At 68.3% G+C, this 22,543-nt stretch carries 24 protein-coding genes and 1 tRNA gene; 13 read left to right on the forward strand and 12 right to left on the reverse strand.

The annotated features are described in order from the left end of the window. The first annotated feature begins 148 nt into the window (after positions 1-148). The 5 genes from RN607_RS03850 to RN607_RS03870 are packed head-to-tail and all read left to right on the forward strand — an operon-like array spanning position 149 to position 4,204. Positions 149-1,015, forward strand: a complete 867-nt coding sequence (locus tag RN607_RS03850) for an AAA family ATPase (protein WP_313544450.1) — start codon at positions 149-151, stop codon at positions 1,013-1,015. Positions 1,016-1,023: 8 nt separating this feature from the next. Next, positions 1,024-1,545: a hypothetical protein gene (locus RN607_RS03855; RefSeq protein ID WP_313544452.1), complete on the forward strand. Its 522-nt coding sequence runs from the start codon at positions 1,024-1,026 to the stop codon at positions 1,543-1,545. 15 nt (positions 1,546-1,560) lie between these two features. Further along, positions 1,561-2,109 (forward strand): TIR domain-containing protein, encoded by a 549-nt coding sequence (locus RN607_RS03860; RefSeq protein WP_313544454.1) that lies wholly within the window; start codon positions 1,561-1,563, stop codon positions 2,107-2,109. A 44-nt stretch (positions 2,110-2,153) separates the two neighbouring features. Next, positions 2,154-3,377, forward strand: a complete 1,224-nt coding sequence (locus tag RN607_RS03865) for a toll/interleukin-1 receptor domain-containing protein (RefSeq protein WP_313544456.1) — start codon at positions 2,154-2,156, stop codon at positions 3,375-3,377. Then, on the forward strand, positions 3,374-4,204 hold the full coding sequence (locus RN607_RS03870) for a hypothetical protein (RefSeq protein ID WP_313544458.1): 831 nt from the start codon (positions 3,374-3,376) through the stop codon (positions 4,202-4,204). Before RN607_RS03865 ends, RN607_RS03870 begins: the two co-directional genes overlap by 4 nt. A 384-nt stretch (positions 4,205-4,588) precedes the next feature. Here RN607_RS03870 and RN607_RS03875 read toward each other — a convergent pair whose 3' ends face one another. Beyond that, the gene (locus tag RN607_RS03875) at positions 4,589-5,464 is read right to left on the reverse strand and encodes an alpha/beta hydrolase (protein WP_313544461.1); all 876 of its coding nucleotides are present in this window, start codon (positions 5,462-5,464) and stop codon (positions 4,589-4,591) included. A gap of 165 nt (positions 5,465-5,629) precedes the next feature. Here RN607_RS03875 and RN607_RS03880 point away from each other — a divergent pair, with 165 nt between their 5' ends. Beyond that, on the forward strand, positions 5,630-6,196 hold the full coding sequence (locus RN607_RS03880) for a TetR/AcrR family transcriptional regulator (protein WP_313500068.1): 567 nt from the start codon (positions 5,630-5,632) through the stop codon (positions 6,194-6,196). Positions 6,197-6,348: 152 nt separating this feature from the next. Here RN607_RS03880 and RN607_RS03885 read toward each other — a convergent pair whose 3' ends face one another. The 3 genes from RN607_RS03885 to RN607_RS03895 form a co-directional block, all read right to left on the reverse strand. Beyond that, on the reverse strand, positions 6,349-7,347 hold the full coding sequence (locus tag RN607_RS03885) for a glycine betaine ABC transporter substrate-binding protein (protein ID WP_313544463.1): 999 nt from the start codon (positions 7,345-7,347) through the stop codon (positions 6,349-6,351). A 149-nt stretch (positions 7,348-7,496) separates the two neighbouring features. After that, positions 7,497-8,228, reverse strand: a complete 732-nt coding sequence (locus RN607_RS03890) for an ABC transporter permease (protein ID WP_313500072.1) — start codon at positions 8,226-8,228, stop codon at positions 7,497-7,499. Next, positions 8,225-8,890, reverse strand: coding sequence for an ABC transporter permease (locus tag RN607_RS03895; RefSeq protein ID WP_313544465.1), 666 nt, complete (start codon positions 8,888-8,890; stop codon positions 8,225-8,227). Before RN607_RS03895 ends, RN607_RS03890 begins: the two co-directional genes overlap by 4 nt. A gap of 86 nt (positions 8,891-8,976) precedes the next feature. Here RN607_RS03895 and RN607_RS03900 point away from each other — a divergent pair, with 86 nt between their 5' ends. Then, complete coding sequence (locus RN607_RS03900; RefSeq protein WP_376784230.1) at positions 8,977-9,741, forward strand: ABC transporter ATP-binding protein; 765 nt, start codon at positions 8,977-8,979, stop codon at positions 9,739-9,741. Here the strand turns inward: RN607_RS03900 and RN607_RS03905 are convergent. The 3 genes from RN607_RS03905 to orn form a co-directional block, all read right to left on the reverse strand. Continuing rightward, positions 9,726-10,508, reverse strand: coding sequence for a DUF4126 domain-containing protein (locus tag RN607_RS03905; protein WP_313500076.1), 783 nt, complete (start codon positions 10,506-10,508; stop codon positions 9,726-9,728). The two genes, RN607_RS03900 and RN607_RS03905, sit on opposite strands and share 16 nt — an antisense overlap. A gap of 127 nt (positions 10,509-10,635) precedes the next feature. Next, positions 10,636-10,711: transfer RNA gene (locus RN607_RS03910), tRNA-His, on the reverse strand. 68 nt (positions 10,712-10,779) lie between these two features. Next, positions 10,780-11,418 carry an oligoribonuclease gene (gene orn / locus RN607_RS03915; RefSeq protein ID WP_313500078.1) on the reverse strand — a complete coding sequence of 213 codons (639 nt, stop codon included), beginning with the start codon at positions 11,416-11,418 and terminating at the stop codon, positions 10,780-10,782. 96 nt (positions 11,419-11,514) lie between these two features. Here orn and RN607_RS03920 point away from each other — a divergent pair, with 96 nt between their 5' ends. From RN607_RS03920 to RN607_RS03930, 3 genes are read left to right on the forward strand one after another with little or no spacing between them, the layout of a single operon-like run. Continuing rightward, positions 11,515-11,871, forward strand: a complete 357-nt coding sequence (locus RN607_RS03920; protein ID WP_376784231.1) for a GntR family transcriptional regulator — start codon at positions 11,515-11,517, stop codon at positions 11,869-11,871. Next, on the forward strand, positions 11,868-12,755 hold the full coding sequence (locus RN607_RS03925; protein WP_313544467.1) for an ABC transporter ATP-binding protein: 888 nt from the start codon (positions 11,868-11,870) through the stop codon (positions 12,753-12,755). The genes RN607_RS03920 and RN607_RS03925 overlap by 4 nt, the downstream gene beginning before the upstream one ends. Then, entirely contained in the window at positions 12,752-13,528 is a 777-nt protein-coding gene (locus tag RN607_RS03930) for an ABC transporter permease (protein ID WP_313500082.1), read from the forward strand. The genes RN607_RS03925 and RN607_RS03930 overlap by 4 nt, the downstream gene beginning before the upstream one ends. Positions 13,529-13,571: 43 nt before the next feature. Here RN607_RS03930 and RN607_RS03935 read toward each other — a convergent pair whose 3' ends face one another. Together RN607_RS03935 and RN607_RS03940 are read right to left on the reverse strand one after the other, a co-directional pair. Then, positions 13,572-14,681, reverse strand: coding sequence for an NADH:flavin oxidoreductase/NADH oxidase (locus RN607_RS03935; protein ID WP_313544469.1), 1,110 nt, complete (start codon positions 14,679-14,681; stop codon positions 13,572-13,574). A 52-nt stretch (positions 14,682-14,733) separates the two neighbouring features. Further along, on the reverse strand, positions 14,734-15,342 hold the full coding sequence (locus RN607_RS03940) for a TetR/AcrR family transcriptional regulator (RefSeq protein ID WP_313500085.1): 609 nt from the start codon (positions 15,340-15,342) through the stop codon (positions 14,734-14,736). 216 nt (positions 15,343-15,558) lie between these two features. On the opposite strand from RN607_RS03940, the gene RN607_RS03945 reads away from it, so the two are divergent. Together RN607_RS03945 and RN607_RS03950 are read left to right on the forward strand one after the other, a co-directional pair. Beyond that, complete coding sequence (locus RN607_RS03945) at positions 15,559-17,172, forward strand: MDR family MFS transporter (protein ID WP_446682043.1); 1,614 nt, start codon at positions 15,559-15,561, stop codon at positions 17,170-17,172. Beyond that, positions 17,169-17,651: a MarR family winged helix-turn-helix transcriptional regulator gene (locus RN607_RS03950; RefSeq protein ID WP_313544473.1), complete on the forward strand. Its 483-nt coding sequence runs from the start codon at positions 17,169-17,171 to the stop codon at positions 17,649-17,651. The genes RN607_RS03945 and RN607_RS03950 overlap by 4 nt, the downstream gene beginning before the upstream one ends. A gap of 27 nt (positions 17,652-17,678) precedes the next feature. Here RN607_RS03950 and RN607_RS03955 read toward each other — a convergent pair whose 3' ends face one another. Next, positions 17,679-18,431 carry a TetR/AcrR family transcriptional regulator gene (locus RN607_RS03955; RefSeq protein ID WP_313544476.1) on the reverse strand — a complete coding sequence of 251 codons (753 nt, stop codon included), beginning with the start codon at positions 18,429-18,431 and terminating at the stop codon, positions 17,679-17,681. A 62-nt stretch (positions 18,432-18,493) separates the two neighbouring features. On the opposite strand from RN607_RS03955, the gene RN607_RS03960 reads away from it, so the two are divergent. Continuing rightward, positions 18,494-19,189, forward strand: coding sequence for a DUF4386 domain-containing protein (locus RN607_RS03960; RefSeq protein ID WP_313544478.1), 696 nt, complete (start codon positions 18,494-18,496; stop codon positions 19,187-19,189). Between the two features lie 49 nt (positions 19,190-19,238). On the opposite strand, the gene pntB is transcribed toward RN607_RS03960, so the two are convergent. Both pntB and RN607_RS03970 read right to left on the reverse strand, forming a co-directional pair. After that, on the reverse strand, positions 19,239-20,642 hold the full coding sequence (pntB, locus tag RN607_RS03965) for a Re/Si-specific NAD(P)(+) transhydrogenase subunit beta (protein WP_313544480.1): 1,404 nt from the start codon (positions 20,640-20,642) through the stop codon (positions 19,239-19,241). Continuing rightward, positions 20,642-22,204, reverse strand: coding sequence for a Re/Si-specific NAD(P)(+) transhydrogenase subunit alpha (locus RN607_RS03970; RefSeq protein WP_313544482.1), 1,563 nt, complete (start codon positions 22,202-22,204; stop codon positions 20,642-20,644). Before RN607_RS03970 ends, pntB begins: the two co-directional genes overlap by 1 nt. Between the last annotated feature and the right edge of the window lie 339 nt (positions 22,205-22,543).

Genomic DNA, 22,543 nt, shown 5'->3' on the forward strand with positions numbered 1-22,543 from the left:
ACGCCTGGTTGAGTCCGTTTGTCCGGTCCATTCGGTAGCGACCCGAGGGGGCCTCAATGGCAGCAACAGTTTCCTGACCGCCTGGTTGTGCTCCGACGGCGGCGTGTCCGGGGGCACCTGTGTCAGAGGTCTGTGATCTCATCCCTATATGACTTTCGCAGATCCAGGATCGACGTCGAGCCAGACCATTCCGGACCGATTTTCCCATGCCGTCAATGAGCACCTAGTTTTCAACTTCGCCGGTATTGAGTCTTGGCCACTTGTGTTGGGGATATTCGGTAGGCCCGGTGACGGTAAGAGTTTCCAGCTGCGCAGGCAGTTGGAACAGGCGGGTGTGCTGCCGATCTCAATTAACGCGGCGGACTTGGAGAGCGATCGCGCGGGGTTGCCAGGGAAACTCGTGCTTGAGAAGTACGAGGACGCGGGGCACCGCATCGGTGAGGGCACCCCCGCCACACTTGTGGTCGACGATTTCGATACGACAGTCGGGGAGTGGGCGCAAAGCACGACCACGGTGAATCATCAGCAGGTCCTCGCTCAGCTCATGCACTTGGCAGACAGCCCAACGCAAGCCGGCGGAAAGAGCCTCCGCCGCGTGCCCGTCGTGATCACTGGAAATGATCTGTCGAAGGTGTACCCCCCGCTTCGAAGGCCAGGGCGGATGCGCGCATTCCCGTGGCTACCCACCCATGAAGAGCGCCTCGAAATCGTGACTGGAATCCTCGGCGCGGTCCTTGCTCCAAGCAGTATCGAGCTGCTCCTTCGAGAGTTGCCCGATGCCCCAATCGCCTTCTTCTCCGACTTGTACGTGGACATTCTCGCCCGAGCGGCGGAAGATGAAGTGCGTCGAGCAGCGGGGTCGCTCGGGGCATTGATACAACCGCGAAGCACTGCCCGAGGGGAACTGGAGAGCAGACTCGCGAACAACAATCTGCGGGCCGAGGAGATTCACTCGCTTGCGCTGAGCGTCTGGAACGAGCGCTCGATCGCGACGCAATCGTACGTTGGGGGATGAGGATTGCCGTGAGCACGTATACGTATTCCTACGCCTACACGCGCGCACAGGCTCTCGTAGACCAGGTTGACGTGCTGTTTACCGCGGCCGGGATCGACCAAGGAGCCACCGCAAAGGTCTGCTTCGGCGTCAACCAGAAGTGGTTGACTGCGGTCGGTCTCTATCTGAGCCGCGACGGCAACCGCGTGTACGAGGTTGAAGCGCGGATCAACTGGGCTGCTCACTCTGACCGCGCCACGCTCGACTTCTCAACAGATCTTCCGGGCTGGGACGGGACTGCATCACCTGAAGCCTCGATCTTGGGAGCGCGCTTCGCTGCAAGAGCCCGTGACCAGGGCCTCGCGCCGCACTACTGGGTTCGTTTCACGACCGAAATCACAGCAGATCCGGCACGGCACAGTGAACTGTGCCCCAAGGTAGGAGTCAGTTACGGCAGTCATCCTCCCGAATGGCGCAAGTCGCCGTCCGAATCAACGATCCGGCTCCAGGACCTCGGCGAAGTCGGGCTATCAGAGCGCAGTGCGCTTTAGGCGAGAGGCTCCAAAATGGCACGCAACATCTTCCTGTCCTTCCACCAGGCCGACGAACTCGAAGTGAACATCTGGCGAAGGCGCTTCGGAGGGTACTTCAATGAGATTCGCAGTCTCGGTCTCAGTGAGTACGGAGATGACTTCGCTGACCACATCGAAAGCGGTGACAGCGACTACGTCATGCGCAAGATCCGCGAGGACAAGATCGCTGGTACGTCATGCACGGTGGTACTCATAGGCAAGTGCACTTGGGCACGTCGTTACGTGGACTGGGAGATAGCGGCGACGCTACGAAACTTCAATGACAGCCAGCGCGGTGGACTTATCGCAGTGCAGTTGCCCGGCGCGCAGGACAACGGCTGGTCGAAGCTGCCCCCGCGCCTGGACCTCAATGTCGAGAGGGACAACGGCGTCGACGTGGGCTATGCGCGGTTCTATCCTCCAGCTCCGAGTGACGGCACTATTGCGCAATGGGTGGAGGACGCTGTCGCTCGACGTGACACGCTAGACCCAGCGACCGGCTCGACAACCGGGCTGATGGTAAGAAGCCGCTCCTGCGAGTGACATCGCATGACTCCTAGACACCAACTTGAGGGGAGCGGCTCCAAGTGACTGTAGCGCCACCGATTCTCGACGTTTTCGTGGTTTGGCATCCAGACGATGTCGAAGGTCGCGAACGCTTCACTGAGATACATGAGCACTTCCACAGTCCAGCGTTCTCCGGTCTCGCAGGCGGAGCGGTTGAAGTGTACGGACGCAGCGAGCCGTGGACAGACGGTAGCGCACCACGCCCTTTTGGTATCGAAGAGCCTCTTTGTGAGGGTCTCCCCGCCGCACAGTTCAACATGATCGTGGTTGTTGTCGACGCGAACCTGCTCCGCGCCGGTGCCGACCCAGGTAACCCGTGGAATGCATACCTTCACGAGATAGTCCGGCTGAGGAAGGATCACGGCGTCGGGGTGTTTCCGATCATTGCGGAAGGGCTGAACTGGGAGACCAGCGTCGTGGGCGCGATCCTTGGTGAAGTTCAGAGCCTTCCGCAGGCTGTGAGCAGGGACCGCGGGTTGCTCGGACGCGAGCTCGCACAGGCGATATCTCAGCAGATCCGGGGGAGAGCGGGGTTGTCTGAGCGACTGACGGTGTTCGTCAGTCACACCAAGCATGGTTCACTAGCGGAGGCAAAGGATGTAGGTCCGGCGATGTACGAACACGTACGAGACTTCATCCAGAGCTCGCACCTGTCGGCCTTCTTCGATGCGCAGGACATTCAGCCCGGTGACGCTTGGGCCGACACGCTCGAGCAGGCCGCTGCCAGCAGTGCGCTACTGATGATTCGCACCGATGTGTACGCCGCCCGTGAGTGGACTCAGCGCGAGGTTTGCACGGCGAAGCGCAGCGGCATGCCGGTCGTTTGCATGCATGCGCTGACTGCGGGTGAGGAGCGGGGCTCCTTCCTCATGGACCACGTTCCGTCAGTAGTGAGTCACTTGGGTGACCCCGGACCTGGAGTCGCACGCGCTCTCAATCGGCTGGTGGATGAGACACTCAAGTACACCCTCTGGCGAGCGCAGACTTCGTATCTGTCCGACCACGGCTTCGACTGGCTTCCGGCCCAATCCCCCGAGCCGACCACTCTTGCCCCTTGGTTGATTGCGCACCAAGAGGTTGCCCCGGACGACAAGCATCTCTGGGTGATACACCCTGACCCACCGCTCGGCGAAGCCGAGCGCGAAGTCCTGCTGGAACTATGCGCGATGGCTGGCTTCAAGGTTGACGTGGACATCCTGACTCCACGGACATTCGCCGCTCGCGGCGGAGAGCTCAAGAGATGACCGAGCCGGCCCTCATCCCGCAGGACGCGCTCTCATCTCGGAGAATCGCCCTTTCTGTCTCCGAGAGCGCCGACCTAGCGCGTCTTGGACTCAATGAGCAGCACTGTCGGCTGGTTGTTGCTGAGGTGAGCAGAGCGATCATGCTTGCAGGGGGAACCGTCGTGTACGGGGGCCACCTCGGTGTCGGCGGCTACACGGAGATACTCATTGATGAAGCTCAGCGCTTCGGTGGTGGGCGTCCCGTCCTGGAGATCGCACTTCCCGAGTCCGAGTATCGCAAGTTGAATGCGTCCGACTTGATCAGGGCCGATCGGAGGCTCGGCGAAGTCGGCCAACTGACGTTGGTGACGGAGCTCGGATATGCCGTCGGGATCGGCAGCGCGTTCGATAGCGATTGGTCTCTTGACGCGGCGAGAGCACTCACTGCGATGCGGGCGCGGGTTGCGCGCGAGACCACGGCTCGACTTATCGTTGGGGGTCGCCTCGTGAACTACGCCGGTACCGAGCCCGGTGTCATCGAGGAAGCTCGACTCACGGTTGAAGCCGACAAATTGCTTCTTGCTGCGGGCGGCTACGGAGGTGCGTCAGCCGCGGTCGCGCGTGAGCTCTACCCTCAGTCCGTCGACGGATGGTTTCCACAGGTTTTTCCGGCGCATGCCGACGATCCCAGGGTCGCTGCCGCACTTGACGCGCTGCGGCAGTCTCGGGACGGATCGTCCGCGGAGTATGACCTTGACGAGGGACTTCTGCGGCTCCTGACGAACAGCCACAGGCCGGCTGACATCGCAGTTGCCGCGGTACGACTTCTGTCGGGCCTCGCGGACTGAGTATCGGATTGCGCGGAGGTATCGCGCGGTCCGCCCTCGTTGCCCACTCCTGAGCAGTGCGCTGACCTGGCGGCCACGAGATGGGCTGGGCACACCGAGCTCCGTGCTGCGGAGTGTGGAGAAGAATTCGAGGTTCCACGGAGAAGAAGCTTTGGAGCCCCGGTATCCACCCTGGTAGTTCCCAAACGCGAACACACCACCAACATCGAAGGCCCGGTCCGAATGGACCGGGCCTTCGTGCATGTTCGGCATGTTCCGCGTCGGGTGCCGGGCCCCGAAGCAGGGGCCGTGGCGCAGGGCCGGCGGTTCCGGGGTGATCTGCGTCGCGACGGCGCCGGTCGCGGAAGCAGCGTTGTTCATGCGCCGCAGCCCGGTGCGCGGCGGTCAGGCGGCGGTACTGTTCCCGTCGTGGCGAGCGGCGAACTCCAACGCCGTGTCGGCCACGGTCCTCCAGCCCGAGTCGATGACCAGCGAGTGGCCGCGTCCCGGGATCTCGACGAACTCGGTGGCTGCCTCGTTGCGGGACTGGAGGCGGTACGCGGCGTGCGAGACCGCGCGCGGCACGATGTTGTCGCGCTCGCCCGAGATCACGAGCAGTGGGCCGCGGGCCGGGTTGCGGGTGTCGACGCGGGTCGCGGTTCCCCGGGTGAAGTTCGCGGTTGCGGCCTGGAACAGGGGTCGGCCGGGGGCTGCGACGTGGAACATGTCGTAGAGGTCGTGCGCCTCGTCCTCCTCCACAGAGTTCGCGAATCCGTACCTGAACTCGTCGAAGGACAGGGTGACCGTGCGCTTCCTGTTCGCAGGGTTGCCCAGCACAGGCGACGCCGCCTTCAGCGTCGAGGCGGGCAGCGGGAGCACGCCCTTGAAGGGTGCCGGGTCGATGGCCACGGTGGCGGCGGCGAGTCCGAGGTCTGCGATGCGCTGCGCGAGCAGGCCTCCGAAGGAGTGCCCGATCACCACGGGGCGGCGGTGAAGCGCGGAGGCGATCTCGGCGATGTGGTCGGTGACCTCCTGGACGCCCACTCCTGCGAAGGAGCCGGGGTTCGTGCGGGCGTCGGCGACGTTGGCGGGCTCCTGCGGCCATTCGGCGGCGACGACGGCGTAGCCGGCGTCCTCCAGGTGGTCGCGCCAGGCGTCCCAGCTTCCTGCGAGCAGCCAGAGTCCGTGGATCAGCACGGCGGCGGGGCGGGCCGAAGCGTTGGCCTGCGCGATCTGGTCGAGCTCGCGTGCGGTGAGGGTGGTGGTCGTGGTGGTGTTCATGGTGCTGTCCTTGTCGGGATGGGCCGTGGCCGGCCGGGATGTCCTGGTCGGTCGACCTGGACGCGTGAGAGAACGACCGTTCTCGCTTGTTTCATTCCCGATTCGTCGAGATCGACGCTCAGGGCATGAATCGGGGGTAACGATCGTTCTGGTAGCGTGAGCAAGATGACAGCACCAGGCGGCGTCAGCACGGATCCGCGCGAGCGTCTCGCGTCGACCGCGTCGGACCTCTTCTACAGGGAGGGGATCCACTCCGTCGGAGTGGACAGGATCCTCGCCGAGGCCGGCATGTCCCGGGCCACCATGTACCGCCACTTCGGCGGCAAGGAGGACCTGGTGGTGGCGTACCTGCAGCGTGAGGACGCCCTGATCCGCGCCCAGGTCGCCTCGGCGGACGCGGATGGCGGGCTGTTGAGGGCGGCGGTCCACGGGATCGCCGACGATGTGGAGCGGCGGCACACTCGTGGCTGCCCCTTCATCAACGCCGCGGCGGAGTACCCCGACGAGGCGAGTGCGGTGCGGCGGCTCATCGCCACCCACCGTGCCTGGTTCCGGGGCGCGCTCACCCAGGCGGCTGCGGCCGCGGGCGTCGCCGATCCTGAACGGGTGGCGGGAGCTCTCATGATGCTGCGCGACGCAGCCCTCGTGGGCGGTTACCTCGACGGCGCGGCTTCGATCCGCTCGGCGTTCCTGGACGCAGCGTCGGCGGTGTCAGGGGTGGACCTCACGTGACCGCCGCGCCGGGCCATCTGGGCCGGCGCAGCGCGGCATGACGAAGGCCCGACTCCCCCGGGGGTCGGGCCTTCGTGGTGGTCGGTACGCCGTCTCGGCGATCCGACGGGGCGCCTCCCGGCGAGCCCGCGCGTCCTTGGTGCGGCGTGGCGTCAGCCCAGAGCGCCGTCCGAGCTGAAGACGAGGCCGAGAGCCACGTCCCCATCGGTGATCGCCGTCTTCGTGAGCGGACCGCCCGCGTCGAGCGACAGGAACGAGTCGATCTTGATGCCGTAGGTGTCCTCGAGGCCCACCTGGCAGAAGGCGCGCTCGGGGCACTCGGCGGGGCCGCCGAGGATGATCGGACCGCAGGCGGCCGCGAGCTCCGACAGCGTGGTCACGCCGTACGCGTCGACGAAGCCCTGCGTCGTGGCGAACGCGTTCTGGTCCTGAGCGGCCGAGGCGGTGCCGAACACGATCCCGGACTGCTCCGCCAGGGGAGCGACGGCCGCCATCGTGGTGTCGATGTCGCCCGACGCGATGGTCGCGGCGTCGGCACCGTTGATCGCCTTGTTGAGGTACTCGGTGGCGGTCGCCGCGTACTCAGGGACGATGTCGATCTCGCCGGACTGCAGCGCAGGCATGTAGGTCTCGCGGGACCCGATGGTCCGCACCTCCACGGTGTAGCCGGCGTCGCGGAGGACCGCGGCGTAGATCTCGCCGAGCGTGATGTTCTCGGAGAAGTTCGCCGTTCCCACCACGAGGTCTCCCGTGCCTGACTGGGGCGCGGTGAGCCCGTTGTCGGACACGAACTGAGCGGCGACGTCAGCGGAGGTCTGGCGCTCCACGTCGACCGACTTGTTGAGCTGGATGAGGGTGGGAGTGTCGAGCGCCGCCGAGACCACGTCGAGCGCGGCCATCACGGGGTCGGTCGCGGAGTCGGCGTTGACCGCCGGCACCACGTTGTCGGACAGCTGGAGGTTCATGTCGTCGGCCAGGACCACGAGCGTGTCTCCTGCGACGGGGGTGCAGGCCTGGGCCTGCATTGAGGCGGACTCCGTGGTGCCTGCGCTCATCGAGTCGGAGGCGGATGGGTCCTGGTAGGTGGTGCAGCCGGCGAGCGCGACAGCGGAGATCGCGACGGCGGCCAGAAGGCCGGAACGGGTGTGCATCGGTGCTCCTCGTCAGGTAGACGGACACGGGTGCAACCCCGGCCATGCCGGGATTGTTCCCCTCGCCTGGATGGACCAGGGCTGATGGTGTTCGTCGCCGGACCCCTTCCGGACGGGTGGCGGCGACGGCGCCGTCATCAAGTCAACCCCTAAGGGCTGACACGCGCACGGGCACGCAGCGGCGCGGGCGTCAGCCGCACCTGCAGCCGACCCAGGATCCAGTCGACGGAGAGGCTCAGCGCCGCCACCAGCAGCCCTCCCGCGAGCACCTGCCCGTAGCGCTGCGTGGCCAGGCCGGTGTTGATGATGACGCCCAGCCCACCGCCCGCGACGAGTGCCGCCAGCGGCACGGTCGCCACCGTCTGCACGGTCGCCGTCCTGAGCCCGGCCGCGATGAGCGGCCAGGCGAGAGGGAGCTCGACGCGCGTCGCCACCTGGAAGCGGGTGAGTCCCTGGCCCAGGGCGGCCTCGCGAAGGTCCGCGTCCACGTCTGCCATGCCCGTGTAGGCGTTGGTGAGGATCGGCGGGAACGCGAAGATGGCCGCAGCGAGGACGACCGCATGGTTGCCGAACCCGATGGCGGAGGCGGCGAACAGCGTCAGCAGGGCGAGGGTCGGCATGGCGCGGGTGACGTTCGCGACGACGACCGTGGTGGTGCCGCCCCGGCGCAGGTGACCGAGCCACACGCCGAGCGGCAGCGCGAGCGCAGACGCGGCGAGGACCGCGCCCAGGGACATGCCCAGGTGCTCGATCGTGAGCGCCAGGATGGAGTCGCGGGGAAGCACCCACTGGCCCGGTGCCACCTCGCGCAGCACGCCGTACTGACCCAGCCAGCTGGCGGGGTCCGTCAGGTAGTCCCAGGCGTCGGAGATGACGCTCATGCGGCCCGCCTCCTGCGCATCCAAGGCATCGCGACTCGACCCAGCAGCACCAGCGCGAGGTCCAGGATCAGCGCCAGCAGCAGGCACAGGATCGACGCGGTGAGGATCTGGGCGCGGTAGTCCGACTGGAAGCCGCGGAACATCAGCTGACCCAGGCCCCCGTACCCGACGACGACGCCCACGGTGACGAGCGCGACGGTGGACACGGTCGCGATGCGCAGACCCGCGAGGATGGACGGCAACGCGTTCGGGAGCTCGACGGTCAGCAGCAGGCGCGTGGGGGAGTAGCCCAGGCCGCGAGCCGCGTCCACCACGTCGGCGTCCACGCCCTCCAGGCCCACGAGCGTGTTGCGCACGAGCACCAGCAGCGCGTAGACCACCAGCCCGATCAGGACCGTCGTCCGGCCGATCCCGGTGAAGGGTGCGAGCAGCGCGAAGAGCGCGAACGAAGGGACCGTGTACATGACCCCGCTGACCCCCATGATGGGCGCGGCGAGGCGCGGGACGCGGCGCGCGAGCATGGCGAGAGGCAGTGCGACCGCCGCGGCGATGAGGATCGCCTGCAGCGTCAGCGTCGTGTGGATGCCGAGCTGCCTGAGCACCTCGTCGGAGTTGCGCGCGAGGTAGTCCCAGGAGAACCACGGATTGGGGACCTCGTCCATCGTGCCAGCGTACACAGGCCTCCGACACGGGATGCCGCGGCGTGGGGAGGGTGCGCGCGGGCTCGCCGACGGGCTACCGTGGCCGGATGGATCGCACCGGCATCGTCCTCGACGGAGTCCGCAAGGAGTACGCCGACGGCACGGTCGCGGTCGGCTCGCTCGACCTCGAGGTGCGCGGAGGCGAGATCCTCGCACTGGTCGGCCCCTCCGGCTGCGGCAAGTCCACCACGCTGCGCATGGTGAACAGGCTCGTGGAGCCGTCCGCCGGCTCGATCACGGTCGCGGGCACCGACGTCATGGACGTGGACCCCGTCCAGCTGCGGCGCGGCATCGGCTACGTCATCCAGCATGTGGGGCTGTTCCCGCACAGGACCGTCGCGCAGAACGTCGCCACCGTGCCTGGGCTGCTCGGTTGGGACAAGGCCGAGACGAAGGCACGGGTGGAGGAGCTGCTCGCGCTCGTGGGCCTGCCCGTGGAGGACTACGGCGCCCGCTATCCGCACGAGCTGTCGGGCGGTGAGCGTCAGCGGGTGGGCGTGGCGCGCGCCCTGGCGGTGCGGCCGCCGGTGCTGCTCATGGACGAGCCCTTCGGCGCGGTCGACCCGCAGGGGAGACGTCGCCTGCAGCGGGAGTTCGCGGCCATCCAGCAGGAGCTCGGCACCACGGTCATCATGGTCACGCACGACATCCGGGAGGCGGTGCTGCTCGCCGACCGCATCGCGGTCCTGAGCCGCGGCGGGGTGCTGGAGCAGCTGGGCACGCCTGCCGAGGTCACCGAGGCGCCGGCGAACGACTTCGTGGAGGACTTCCTGGCCGACTTCGACGTGGAGCCGCGTCAGGCCGGCGACTGACCCCTCGGGGTGGCTTCAGCGGGCGCATCGGGACTCTCTGCTGACGGAGCACTGTCCGCGGATCCGCCGCCGCGGGAGCCGAGCCGTTCGCGATACTCGCTGGTCCAGGCCCGCCAGCGCTCGCGACGGGAGCCGCGTCCGTCCGCCTGCGCGGCCTCGCGCGCCAGGCGGCTCTGGGTCTGGAGCAGCGACTTGTGCTTGCGTCGTCTCCGGCCGGACGTGACGATCCGGTAGAACATCACGCCGAGCACCACGAAGACGATCACCACGAGCACGGGGATGAAGATCGCGAGGAACGAGAGGCCGACGGCGATCGCGTCCTCCGCGAACGATGCGAGCGGTGCGCCGGTTCCCCCCGTGGAGGCGTTCACGGCGGGCCGTGAGGCGGTCTTGGAGATATGGACCACGGCCGCGATCACCGCGCCGACGATGCCTGCGATCAGGGGATGGTCCGTCCAGAACCGGTGGTCGTCGAACTCTGCCGCCGAGGCGCTCGCCGCGAAGATGACGCCGCCGACCAGCGGACGCACCGCGGTCTGGATCAGGTCGTTGACCGTGTCGACGCCGGGGATCTTGTCCAGCACCACCTCGGCGGCCAGCAGGACCAGCCCCAGGATGAGGACCGGCCAGGACTGCAGCCACATCAGCTGGTCGGGCAGCTCCACCACGTCGGTGAACCGCGCGAAGATCCCGACGATCACCAGCGGGATGAAGGCGTTGAGGCCCGCCGCGGCGGAGAGGCCGGCACCGGTCAGTGCGGCGAACATGTGAACCTCCTGGATCGGCCGCCCGGGTAGAGCGCGCACGGCACCACGATAACGTCCAGCCGCCAGGGCCGGCCGCTCCGGAGACGCGAGAGGCCCCCGGCCTGGGCCGGGGGCCTCTCGACCTCCATGGGGTGGCTGACGGGACTTGAACCCGCGGCCCTCGCGACCACAACGCGATGCTCTACCAGCTGAGCTACAGCCACCATCGGCTCCTACGAGAAGAGCCAGCGAAAAGTGTACCCGACGCGTGGGCGTGCAGAGTACAGCGGCGTCAGTCCGCGGTGGACTCCGCCTGGACGTGTGCAGGCGTGCCCGTGGTGGACACCTTCTGGGCTGCGGCGCGGGAGGCGTCGGAGTCGGGTCCGGGCAGCGGGGCGAGGACCGTCTCGCGGTAGTAGCGCAGCTCCACGATCGAGTCCTGGATGTCGCCCAGCGCGCGGTGGCCGCCGGTCTTCTCAGGGGCGTTGAAGAACACCCTCGGGTACCAGCGACGCACGAGCTCCTTGAGCGAGCTGACGTCGACCACGCGGTAGTGCAGGCGTTCCATGAGCTGCGGCATGTCCCGCTCCAGGAACGCCTTGTCCATGCCGACGGTGTTGCCCGCGAGCGGGGGGCGGGTGCCTGCAGGCACATGGGCGTCCACGTATGCGAGCACCTGGCGCTGCGCGTCCTCCATGGTGGTGCCGTGCTCGAGCTCGGGCAGCAGGCCCGACGTCGCGTGCATGTTCGTCACGAAGTCGTTCATCTGCGCCATCGCCGCGTCCGGCGGTCGGATCACCACGGACACGCCGTCGCCGAGCACGTTGAGCTCGGCGTCCGTGACCAGGCAGGCGACCTCGACGAGCGCATCGTTCTCAAGGTCCAGCCCGGTCATCTCGCAGTCGATCCAGACAAGGTGATCAGAGGCCATGGCATTCACTCTAGGGGGTGAGGGGGACATCGCCTGTTGACGCCCTCCGGGCCATGTGGTTAGTTAGTAGAGTAACAAACCAATGTGGAGGTGCTGGTGGACGACGGACGGCCCCTGTTCGAGCAGATCGCCGACGCCCTCGAGGGCGCGGTGCTCGACGGTTCGATGCCGGAGGGCACGCAGGTGCCGTCCATCAACGAGCTCGCGGTGTTCCACCGGATCAACCCGGCCACCGCCCTCAAGGGCGTCAACCGCCTGGTCGACGCCGGCATCGTCCACAAGAGAAGGGGGATCGGGATGTTCGTGACGGAAGGAGCGCGAGCGCGACTGCTCGAGGAGCGTCGGGGAGACTTCGTCGCCCGGCACCTCGCGCCCGTCGTCGCCCGCGCCAAGGCGCTCGGGATCCAGCCCGACGAGCTGGCCGACCTGATCAGGAAGGAGATGGCGCGATGACCGCAGTGCTCGAGGCCGCCGGCCTCACCAAGCGATTCGGCAGCGTCACCGCGGTCGACGACGTGACGTTCCGCATCGACAAGCCGGGCGTCCACGGACTGCTGGGCCGCAACGGCGCCGGCAAGTCGACGCTCATGAACCTGCTCACGGGGCAGGACTTCGCCACTGCGGGAAAGGTCCGCGTGCGAGGCGAGAGCCCGCTCGAGAACGCACGGGCGATCGGTGAGGTCGCCCTCATCAAGGAGTCGCAGGTCTACCCCAAGGCGTACAAGGGCAAGCACGTCCTCAAGGCGGCCTCGTGGGTGTTCCCGCATTGGGATCACGCCTTCGCCGCCAGGCTCGTCGACGACTTCGCCGCTCCGCTCGACCGCAGGATGGAGAAGCTCTCGCGTGGCCAGCGCTCCGCGATCGGCGCGGTCGTCGCGCTCGCGTCGCGCGCCGAGGTCACGCTGCTCGACGAGCCGTACGCCGGCCTCGACGCCGTCGCGCGTCAGGTGTTCTACGACCACCTGCTCGAGGACTTCGCCGAGCATCCCCGCACGGTGCTCATGTCGACGCACCTGATCGACGAGGCCGCGGACCTCTTCGAGCGGGTCCTCGTGATCGACCACGGTCGCATGGTGATCGACGCGTCCGCCGACGACCTGCGCGGCACGGCGCTGAGGGTCGTGGGACGCGCCGCGGACGTCGACGCCGTCATCGGGTCGCGCACGGTGCTCCACCGTGAGGCGCTCGGCGGAACAGCCGCAGTCACCGTGGATGGCGCCGACCCGGCGCTGCGGGCCGCCGCCACCGCCGCGGGCCTCGAGCTCGCACCCGTCTCGCTCCAACAGCTCATCGTCCGTCGAACTGGGGCGTTCGCCCCGGAGGAGGTCGCGTCATGACCGTCCACGCCGCACCTGCTGCCCCCGTCGTCGCGCCCGCCCTGCCGCTGGCCCGTCGTCTCAGCGCCGTGCTGCGGATCCATCTGGCGAATCCGTGGCAGACGCTCATCACCCCGTGGATCATCATGGCGCTCATCTTCGGTGTCAACGCCGGCATCTGGGGCCTGGTGGCGTACTCCGCAGGCGGAGCGGACAAGGTCGAGCCCGGTGCGTTCCAGAACAACGGGGGCGTCACCTGGCTCTACGTGTTCATGCTGGTGGTCGCGGTGCAGGCCATGCACTTCACCTTCAGGTTCGCCCTGGGTTTCTCCATCACCCGGCGCGACTACTACGCGGGCACGCTGCTGTACTTCCTGCTGCTCGCGGTCGTCTACACCGCCGGCCTCACGGTGCTCGCCGCGCTCGAACGCGCAACAGGCGGATGGTGGCTCAACGGTGGCTTCTTCGCGCCGATGATGCTGGTCGACGCGCCGATCGCCGTGGTGGCCTACTACTCGTTCGCGGGGCTCCTGCTGGCCTTCACGGTCGGAGCCACCGCAGCGGCCGTATGGGTGCGGTGGGCCGCCGCGGGCCTGTACTGGATGTTCGGCATCCTTGCCGTGGCGCTCGTCGGAGGCCTCTGGGGCGTCACCGTCGCGCACGCGTGGACGTCCGTCTGGGGCTACCTCACGGACACGCCTCTCGCGGTGCTCGTGACGTGGACCCTCCCCGTCACCGCGCTCGCGGCGATGGCCGGCCATCTGCTGCTGCGCCGAGCGCCGCTGCGCTCCTGAACGTCAGGACGAGGGTCGGGGCTCACGGGCCCCGACCCCGTGCTCAGTCCTCGAGGTCGGCCGACACGGGACGCGACGAGAAGGTGCCGCGCAGGAACTGCTTGGGCCAGTAGTCGACCTCGGCGCCCAGCTCGTGGGCGGCGCGCAGCGCGAAGTGCGGGTCCCGGATGAACTCGCGGGCGGCGAGCACCGCGGACGCCTTGCCTGTGGCGATGATCTCCTCCGCCTGGCGGGCGTCGACGATCTCTCCCACGGCGGCCGTCAGGATGCCGGACCGGTCGTACACGGCCGACGAGTGAGGCACCTGGTAGCCAGGGCCCGTGGGGATCTTGGCGCCGGGGACCAGGCCGCCGGTGGACACGTCGATCATGTCGATGCCTGCCTCCCGCAGCCACGCGGCGACCGTCACGGTGTCCTCCAGCGTCCAGCCCTCGGGCTCCATCCAGTCGGTCGCGGACATGCGCACCAGCACGGGGACATCCGCGCCTGCGATGGCGCGGACCTCCTTGGCGATGTCGAGGAGCAGGCGCGAGCGGTTGACGATCGAGCCGCCGTACTCGTCCTCCCGGTCGTTCGACAGCGGGGACAGGAACTGGTGGACCAGGTAGCCGTGAGCGGCGTGGATCTCCAGGACGTCGAATCCGGCGTCGAGGGCACGCGCGGCCGCCTGGCCGAAGGCGTAGACGATGTCGTTGATCTCATCGGACGACAGTCCGTTCGGCTCGTCGTAGCCGGGGAACGCGATCGGCGAGGGAGCGACCGTGGGCCATCCGCCGTCGGCCTTGGGCACCGTGCCGGTCCCCACCCACGGGCGCTGCGTGGAGGCCTTCCGACCGGCGTGGGCGAGCTGGATGCCGGCCTTCGCGCCCTGCGAGTGGATGAAGTCCACGACGCGCTTCCAGCCCGCCTGCTGCTCGTCGGACCACATGCCGGGGCACCACGGGGTGATGCGTCCCTCGGGGACCACGCCCGTCGCCTCGGCCATGACCAGACCCGCGCCGCCCTGCGCATACGCGCCGAGCTCCACCAGATGCCAGTCGCCCGGGACGCCGTCCTGCGCCTCGCATGAGTACTGGCACATCGGGCTCACCCACAGGCGGTTGCGGAACTCGACGGAACGGATCGTCAGGGGTGAGAAGAGCGCTGAGGTCATGGGCCCCATCCTGTCGCATGTCTCGAGATTTGCGAACAGCGGGTCCGGACGGTCAGCGCTGGGGGAGCTCCGTGATCTCGAACCAGTAGCGCGGCGTGGCCTCGACGAGGATCTCCGACGCGACCTCGCGATCGCGAGGCGCTGGGGACAGCAGCCAGGCACGGATCGCCCCCACGAGTCCGTGGCTGGCGAACGCCGCCTCCATCTCCAGCCGAAGCCGCTGGCTCGGGTCTGCGAAGAGCCTTGGCGCGACGGCCTCGGCATACTGCAGCATCGTCGCCTCGAAATGCCTGGCGAGGATCGCGGCGAGCGCCGTGCCGCGGTTTGCCTGCGTGGGAGCCAGGCCCGTCCGGTACACGTCCTCGTGGTCGAGCACGTGCGACATGAGCGCGACCTCGGAGCTGCGCCACTGGTCGACGATGTCGGTGGTCACGGCGCCTCGCAGGAAGTCGCCGCGGACCGCGTCGAGGTCGACGATCAGGACCCGGGCGAGCAGCTCCTCAGGCGAGTCCGCATGGTTGTAGAACGTCGCGCGCGACACGTGGGCGGCGCGCGCGATCTCGCTCACCGTGAGGTCCTCGATGGGACGCTCGGCCGCGAGCTGCAGGATCGCGGCCTCCAGGGCGCCTGCGCTGCGTGCGAAACGAGGATCGACTGTCATGTCGCACACGATATCGCTGGTGCAGGCGGGCGTGTGAGGTGCGCGCGCTGCCGCCCGACAGGTGGTTGCGGAACATTATTCGATCCATTAATGTTTGATCAGTATCAAACATTGATAGAAGTCACGGAAACTTGGAGGGAATCAGTGACAGCCACATCCATCGACGCACAGATCGCGCGCAGCCGCGGCGACGTCCTCAAGCCGCTCAGCGGCCTCATGCTCGGCATGTTCGTGTCGCTGCTCGCCAGCACCGTCGTGTCCTCGTCGCTGCCGATCATCGTGTCCGAGCTCGGTGGCAGCCAGACCTCCTACACGTGGGTCATCACCGCGACGCTGCTCGCCACCGCCGTGTCGACCCCGCTGTGGGGCAAGTTCGCGGACCTGGCCAACAGGAAGGTGCTGTTCCAGGCCGCGATCTCGCTGTTCATCGTCGCGTCGCTCATCGCCGGCTTCTCCCACAACGTGGGCGTGCTGATCGGCGCCCGCACCGTCCAGGGGATCGGCGCAGGCGGACTCGCCGCGCTCAGCCAGATCATCATGGCCGACATCGTCAGCCCCCGTGAGCGCGGACGCTACGCCGGACTCTTCGGTGGGGTCATGGCGGTCGCCACCGTCGGAGGCCCGCTGCTCGGCGGCGTCGTCACCGACGCGTTCGGCTGGCGCTGGAACTTCTTCATCGCTGCGCCCGTCGCGATCATCGCCCTCGTCATGATCCAGCTCACGCTTCACCTGCCGCACCGCGAGCCCAAGAAGGTCAGCGTCGACTACTGGGGGATCGTGCTGATCTCCGCAGGCGTGTCGACCCTGCTCATCTGGATCACCCTCGCGGGGAACCAGTTCGCGTGGGGGTCCACCACCTCGTACGCGATGGCCGTGGCCGCAGGTCTCCTGCTTGTCGGAGCCGTGATCGTCGAGCTGGTCGTGCCCGACCCGCTGATCCCGCTCGACATGTTCAAGGACCGCACGTTCACGTTCTCCGTCATCGGCTCCGCCGCGATCGGCGTCACCATGTTCGGCACGTCGGTGTTCCTTGCCCAGTACATGCAGCTGTCGCACGGCGCGACGCCCACGCAGTCGGGCCTGCTGACCATCCCGATGATGGGCGGCCTGCTGCTCGCCTCCACGTTCTTCGGTCAGGTCATCAGCCGGACAGGCAAGTGGAAGGCGATCATGATCTCCGGCGCAGCGCTGGCGGTCATCGGCTCCGCGCTGCTCGGCACCGTGAACGCCGACACCTCGCTCGTCCAGGTGGGCGTCTCCATGTTCGTGCTCGGTGCCGGCGTCGGCATGCTCATGCAGAACCTCGTGCTCGTGGTCCAGAACAGGATCGAGGTCCAGCGGCTGGGCGTCGCGACGTCGACCCTGACCTTCTTCCGCACGATCGGAGGAACCATCGGCGTCTCGCTGCTGGGCGCGGCTCTCGCGAACTCGTTGCCCGGCCGCATCATGGAAGGGCTCGCAGCCCTTCCTGCAGCGGATCAGGCCCAGGCGGCGCAGCTCCTCGCGTCCGGCTCGGTGCCGGAGGTCTCGCAGCTGCCTGACTCGATCGCGACGGTGATCGAGCATGCGTACGGCGCAGGCATCGGTCACGTCTTCCTGCTCTCGGTCCCGCTCGCTATCGTGGCCCTCGTGGCCGTGTGCTTCCTGCCGAACGCCCACCTGGGCACCAAGACCGCGATCGAGAGCGAGCGCGAGGCCGCCGTGCGCGACGCGGAGGCGGGTGCGCTCGACAGCGAGCTGCTCGAGGCTGAGCTCGACCTTGCCGGAGTCGGTGCCGTGTCCGGTGACCGTTCCGGCGTGGAGGACGAGTCGGAGGCGCAGGACCGATGACCGCGGAGACCCTCACGGACCGCGATGCCGCGATGGTGCGCCTGGAGCGCGCGATGGCGGACATGCAGGCGGCCTACAGGGACGTGCTGCGCGAGGCGGCCGTGAGGGTCCACCCGGAGCTGCAGACGCTCGGGTTCAAGCTGCTCGCATCGATCTCGCGCCGCGGCCCTCTCTGCGCCGGCGATGCCGCCGACGCGATCCATACGGACCGCGCGGTCGTGAGCAGGCTCACCAAGGAGCTCGAGAAGCTGGGCCTGCTGAGCATCACACCCCACCCCGAGGACCGGCGCTCCCGCGTCCTCACCCTGACGCCCGAGGCGGAGGAGAGGCTCGCCCCGCTGCGGGGCAACGGTCGCTCGCTGCTGGCCCATTCGCTGGACGGCTGGAGCATCGAGGACGTCGCGACCTACGCGGAGCTCAGCGAGCGGATCGTCTCGTCGTACGGCACGTTCTTCCACGACGGTTCCGACCAGGGCTGAGCGGGACGCCGGCGGCGCCGAGGCTCCTCACTGCAAGGTGACCCAGGGGGCGCCATCGCTGCGCGCGGCCGGCGACCAGCCCGCGTCGTGAAGCCGCTCGGCGCCGTCCAGGATCAGGTCGATCGCGAACAGGTACTCCGTCTCGTCGTCGCACCCGGGGCCGACCGCGCTGCCCTGCTGGTGCAGGGTCGACATGGCGGACTCGAGCACCCGCGGCCACCGTGCCGCCATCATCTCCATGGCCTGAGCCGCGATCCCCGGATCCGTGGGCTGAGGGCCGGTGGCGAACACCTCCTGGCTGAAGCCCCAGAGCCTGCTTCCCAACGCGTGCATGACGTGATGCACCAGCGGCGCTGACAGCCCTCCTGCGCGCAGGGTCGCGATCATGACCTCCATGCGGTCGAGCGCGGCGGGCGAGGGTGCCTCGCGGGTCTCGATCGCCCGCCATGCCCACGGGTGGCGCAGCATGGTCCTGCGTGCCGCGAGCAGCTGCTCCCGCGCCTGTGCCTTCCACCCGCCGTCGACCGTGCCAGGGGCGACCTCCGCGATCACCGCGTCGACGAGCGCGTCGAGCAGCTCCTCCTTGTTGCTCACGTGCTTGTACAGCGCCATGGGCACCACCCCGAGCCGCTCGGCGAGCGCTCGCATGCTCAGGCCGTCGAGTCCCGCCTGGTCCGCGAGCGTCAACGCCTCCGCGATGACCCGGACCCGGCTGAGGGGGCTGCGTGGGGCGGACGTCTGCACGGTGGGCGCCTTCCTGCTCTTGACGGTGTACGGCATACACCTTACGCTCGGCGCTTGAAGGTGTACGCCGTACACCTCAGGAGTTCGAGGAGTCGACCATGGCAACCCCACGACGCCCAGGAGCGCTTGCAGGCGCCATGTACCTGCTCACTCACGTCACGTCCGTCGGCGCCGTGATCCTCTACGGCCCCATGCTCGATGACGACGGGTGGAGCGGCGGGACGGGTTCAGGACTGCCTCAGCAGCTCGGCGCGCTCTCGGACGTGGTGCTCGCTGTCGCGGTCGTCGGCACCGCGGTCGCGCTCTTCCCCCACGTGCGCCGACGCAGCGAGACCGGTGCCATGGCGTACGTGGGCCTGCGCGTGCTCGAGGCGTCGATCGCGGCGGTCGGTGCGGTGCTCGTGATCGCGGCGGTGCAGATGCGAGCCGCGGGGGAGGCCTCGGTCGCGGCGGGCCTGGTGGAGGCCTACCGGTGGGCGTTCTTCGTGGGGCCCGGCCTCGTCGTCGGCTTCCACACGACGATCCTTGCCGCAGTCCTGCTCCGGCATCGGCTGGTGCCTGCGTGGATCACCTGGCTCGGCCTCGCGGGCGCCCCGCTCGTCACCGCGTCGAACCTGCTCATCTTCTTCGGGCGCGAGGACCAGGTGTCCGTGACCGCGTCGCTCGCCGCCGTGCCGATCTTCGCGTGGGAGGTCTCGCTCGCGCTGTTTCTGCTCATCAAGGGCCTGCGGCTGCCCCGGGTCGATCAGGTCCCGGCCGCGCAGCCCGCGGTCGGTCAGCCCGCGGCCGTCTGATGCGCGAAGGACCCTCCCGCGCGCGGGAGGGTCCTTCGCGGCGTGCGGCTCAGGCGTTCGCGCCCTCGACCGCCTTCACCTCGGTGAGGATCTCCTCGACCTTGGTCTTCGCGTCGCCGAACAGCATCGCCGAGTTCTCACGGAAGAACAGCGGGTTCTGCACGCCCGCATACCCGGTGGCCATGGAGCGCTTGAAGACGATGCACTGCTTGGCCTTCCAGACCTCCATCACGGGCATGCCGGCAAGCGGCGAGCCCGGGTCCTCGAGCGCGGATGGGTTGACCACGTCGTTCGCGCCGATGACGAGGACGACGTCCGTCTCGGGGAAGTCGTCGTTGATCTCGTCCATCTCGAGCACGATGTCGTACGGCACCTTGGCCTCGGCCAGCAGCACGTTCATGTGCCCAGGCAGGCGGCCGGCGACCGGGTGGACTCCGAAGCGCACCTCGACGCCGCGCGCCCGCAGGTTGGCGACCAGGTCCGCCACGGGGTACTGCGCCTTCGCGACGGCCATGCCGTAGCCGGGCACGATCACCACGGACGACGCCTCGGTGAGCATCGCCGCCACGTCGGCCGCCTGCACCTCGGTGTGCTCGCCCTGCTCCGTGGAGGCCGACGAGGTGCCGCCCTCGGTGCCGAAGCCGCCGAGGATGACCGAGATGAACGCGCGGTTCATCGCCTTGCACATGAGGTACGACAGGATGGCACCGGACGAGCCGACGAGCGCGCCCGTGACGATCAGCAGGTCGTTGTTCAGCATGAGGCCCGCCGCGGCGGCGGCCCAACCGGAGTACGAGTTGAGCATCGACACGACGACAGGCATGTCGCCACCGCCGATCGCAGCCACCAGGTGGAGGCCCAGCAGCAGCGCGATCACGGTCATGATCAGCAGCGGCACGATGCTGCCGGTCGCCAGGTACCAGCCCATGAGGCCCAGCGAGACGACGATCGCGCCCAGGTTCAACCAGTTGCGGCCCGGGAGGGTCAACGGGTTGGACTTGATGCGTGCGGACAGCTTCAGGTACGCGATGATCGAGCCGGTCAGCGTGACGGCGCCGATGAAGACGCCCAGGAACACCTCGATCTGGTGGACGGCGTCGGCGCTCTCGGTGAGGTGGGAGTTGTAGCCCACGAGCACCGCGGCAGCTCCGACGAAGCTGTGCAGCATCGCGATGAGCTCCGGCATCTGCGTCATCTCGACGGTGCGGGCCCGCCAGATGCCGATGCCGGCGCCGATCGCGAAGACACAGGCGATCAGCAGGGCCGCCTGGAGCGGGCGGTCGGAGACGTCGAGCGACAGGATGACCGTGGCGACCAGTGCGAGGCCCATGCCGACCATGCCGAGCATGTTGCCGCGTCGAGCAGTCTCCTGCTTGGACAGGCCCTGGAGCGACAGGACGAAGAGGATGGCCGCGACGACGTACGTCGCCTGGGCGAGCGAGGTGAGCGTCATCACGCGTCCTTCCTGAACATGCCGAGCATCCGGTAGGTCACCATGAAGCCTCCGAAGATGTTGATGCTGGCGATCGCTGCTGCCACGAAGGCGAGCGTGGCGACCACCGGGTCGGACGAGCCGATCTGCAGGAGCGCGCCGACCAGGATGATGCCGGAGATCGCGTTGGTCTGACTCATCAGCGGCGTGTGCAGCGAGTGCTTCACGTTGCTGATGACGTAGAAGCCGACGATGACCGCGAGCGCGAACACCGTGAGGTGCTGCACCGTGGCGGAGTCGGCGAACGACAGGAGCAGGAGGGCCGTGACGGCGCCGATCCCGTACAGGATGTTGCGGCGCTTCGACCTGCGGGCGGCCTCCTCCGTGGCGAGCCGTGACTTCTCCGCGAGCTCCTCGGCGGTCGGGGCAGTGGGGGCGGCGGTCGAGGGCGCCGCAGCCGACACCGACACGGGCGGCGGCGGCCACATGATCTCGCCCTGGTGCGCGACGGTCATGCCGCGCTGGACCACGTCCTCGAGGTCCAGCACCAGCTCGCCGTCCTTGCCGGGAGTGAGCAGGGCCATGAGGTGCACGATGTTGGTGCCGAGCAGCGTCGACGTGTGGCGCGGCATGCGGCTGGTGAGGTCGGTGTAGCCGACCACGATCACTCCGCCGTCGGTGGTGATGGTCTTGCCGGGCTCGGTGAGCTCGCAGTTGCCGCCGCCGGAGGCGGCGAGGTCCACGACCACGGACCCGGGTCGCATCGAGGCGACCATGGCTGCGGTGATGGTGGTGGGAGCCGCACCGCGCACCAGGGCGGTCGTGATGACCACGTCGGCGTTCGCGGCCTCGGCCGCGTAGACCCGCATCGCTGCGGCCTGCTGCTCCTCGGTGAGGGGCTTGGCATAGCCGTCGGCGCTGATCTCCTGCTGAGCCTCCGGCGCGTCGACGAAGGTGCCGCCCATGGAGCCGATCTGCTCGGCCACCTCGGGACGGACGTCGAATGCCCGCACCTGAGCGCCGAGCGAGCTGGCCGCGCCGATGGCTGCGAGGCCCGCGACGCCGGCGCCGATGACGAAGACGGTCGCGGGCTTCGTCTTGCCGGCCGCGGTCACCTGGCCGGTGAACATGCCGCCGTAGGCCTCCGCCGCCTCGATGACGGCGCGGTAGCCCGCGACGTTCGACATCGTGGACAGCACGTCGATCGACTGCGCCCGGGAGATGCGAGGCACCGCGTCGAGCGCGAGCGCGGTCACGCCCTTCTTCGCGAGCGTGGCGACCAGCTTCGCGTTGGAGTGCGGAGCCATCGTCGCGATGAGCGTCGCGCCTTCCCGCAGCAGCTTGATCTGCGCAGGGGCGGGGGCGTTGACGCACGTCACGATGTCCGCGCCCCACGCGTCCGCGGCGTCGACGAGCGTCGCTCCGGACTCGGTGTACTGCTCGTCGAGGAAGCTGGCCGCCGTGCCGGCGCCCTGCTGGACCACCACCTCGTAGCCGAGCTTGACGAGCTGCGCGACCGAGGCGGGGCTGGCGGCGACCAGCCTCTCGCCGCGGCGGGTCTCTGCCGGGACCCCTATCTTCATCGTCGATCCTTGTCCGCCGCCCCATGGCGCAGGGCGTGAGCCGCGCGGTTCCGGGGAGACCGTTGCGTCGGGTGGCCCTCCACCGGTGGCGCGGGCCGCATGGACATCCGTCGAGGGAACTCTAGCCGCCGCGCGCGGGGCGACGCGTGGTACCTAGTACCCGGGCTGCCGAGGCTCTCGCGGGCGGCGATGGGGTATATCCCGACGGGAGCGTCCAAGACAAGCCGAGTGTGATGTGAGATTCCTCACTCCAGGCGGTGAGTCCTTGTGGACTTTCTCACTCCGTCGCTAGGGTCGCGGCATCGCGTGTCACGTTGATGCGTTCTGAGCGGCAGTCCC

The organism is Demequina capsici (assembly GCF_032102965.1).
Classification (GTDB): Bacteria; Actinomycetota; Actinomycetes; order Actinomycetales; family Demequinaceae; genus Demequina; species Demequina capsici.